General features: G+C 40.3%; 1 protein-coding gene. It reads left to right on the top strand.

What is annotated here, in order from left to right; genetic code table 11:
- Nucleotides 1–1,138 (top strand): ISL3 family transposase (locus AB1L08_RS22350; RefSeq protein WP_413066770.1); only part of this gene is annotated, 1,138 nt, incomplete at its 5' end.
- Between the last annotated feature and the right edge of the window lie 283 nt (nt 1,139–1,421).

The following is a 1,421-nucleotide window of genomic DNA, read 5'->3' as shown; positions in this document are numbered from 1 at the left end:
AAAAACACTTCACATTTATCTTGAGTACAGAAAAGGTGCTGAATTTTTATGTCCTAATTGCGAATCCCCGGGGTGTAAGGTTCATGATATTCAAGATCAAGATCGTACGTGGAGGCATCTCGATTTTTGGCAGTATCAGACAATACTTCACGCAAGAATGCCAAGAGTTAAATGTGAAAAGTGTGGAAAAATACGTACCGTTATCATTGATTGGGCACGTCCAGGTACCGGGTTTTCCATGCTTTTTGAATATCATGTCTTATCATTGATGGTTGAAATGCCAGTTGCCGCAGTTGCTCGTAAAGTTGGCGAGCATGATACCCGTCTTTGGCGGGTCTTTAAACACTACGTTGATAAAGCAGTTAAAAACATTGATGTATCAAATGTAAAGAGTGTGGCTATGGATGAAACCTCACGTACAAGAGGTCATAAATACGTGACATTATTTGTTGATATGGACACCAAGCGGGTTATTTTTGTCACGAAAGGAAGAGGAGCAGATGTGTTGAAGGAGTTCTGCCAATTCCTTGATAGTAAAGGCGTCCCGTGTTCCCAAATCAAAGATTTCTGTTGTGACATGTCGCCATCGTTCATTTCAGGTATTGAAGAGCAATTCCCTGAAGCATCGATTACATTTGATAAATTTCATGTGATGAAAATGGTCAACGAAGCATTAGACAACGTACGAAGGCAAGAACAGTCCACCCAACCGGAGCTAAAGAATTCACGGTATGTATGGCTTAAAAACCAAGAAAATCTTACCGAAAAACAAAAGAATCAATATGCCAAATTAAAGGACATGGATTTAGCCACTGGACGAGCATACCGCATGAAATTATCTTTACAGAAAATATTTACCAGATCTGCCATGATCGCTGAACTGTATTTTGATGAGTGGTATAACTGGGCTATTCGATCTCAACTGGAACCGATGATTAAGGCAGCCCAATCGCTAAAAAAGCATAAAGATGGCATTTTAAGATGGTTTGAAACCAAAATGACCAATGGACTGCTTGAAGGAATAAATAGTTTAGTGCAAGCTGCCAAGAGAAAAGCACGCGGATATCGTTCTCCGGATAATTTTATAGCCATGATTTACGCCACTGTTAATAAACTGGACTTGATCACGGAGTCTTGAATATTTTTCCCTTTGCTTGCCTACAAATCAAAAAGAATGAGTTACAGTTTGGAGCCATGCATCGCTCGCAACCGAACTCATTCCCTTGTCCATGAATAAGTATCTCCACATACGGGATGGTTATTCATGTTACAGGTGGTGAATGCGGAGTGAGCAATTGAACTCATTCCCTTGTCCGGTTTTGTTTTTTCTCTAGCCAATAGTGCGATGCCACGATACCGGTAAATGATAGAAATGACCGGACCTAGTAAATTGTTTTTTCAACACTAAATAGCGAAGAGCC

Source organism: Siminovitchia jepli (genome assembly GCF_047228825.1).
GTDB lineage: Bacteria > Bacillota > Bacilli > Bacillales > Bacillaceae_C > Siminovitchia.
This window is presented reverse-complemented; position numbering and strand designations above follow the sequence as displayed.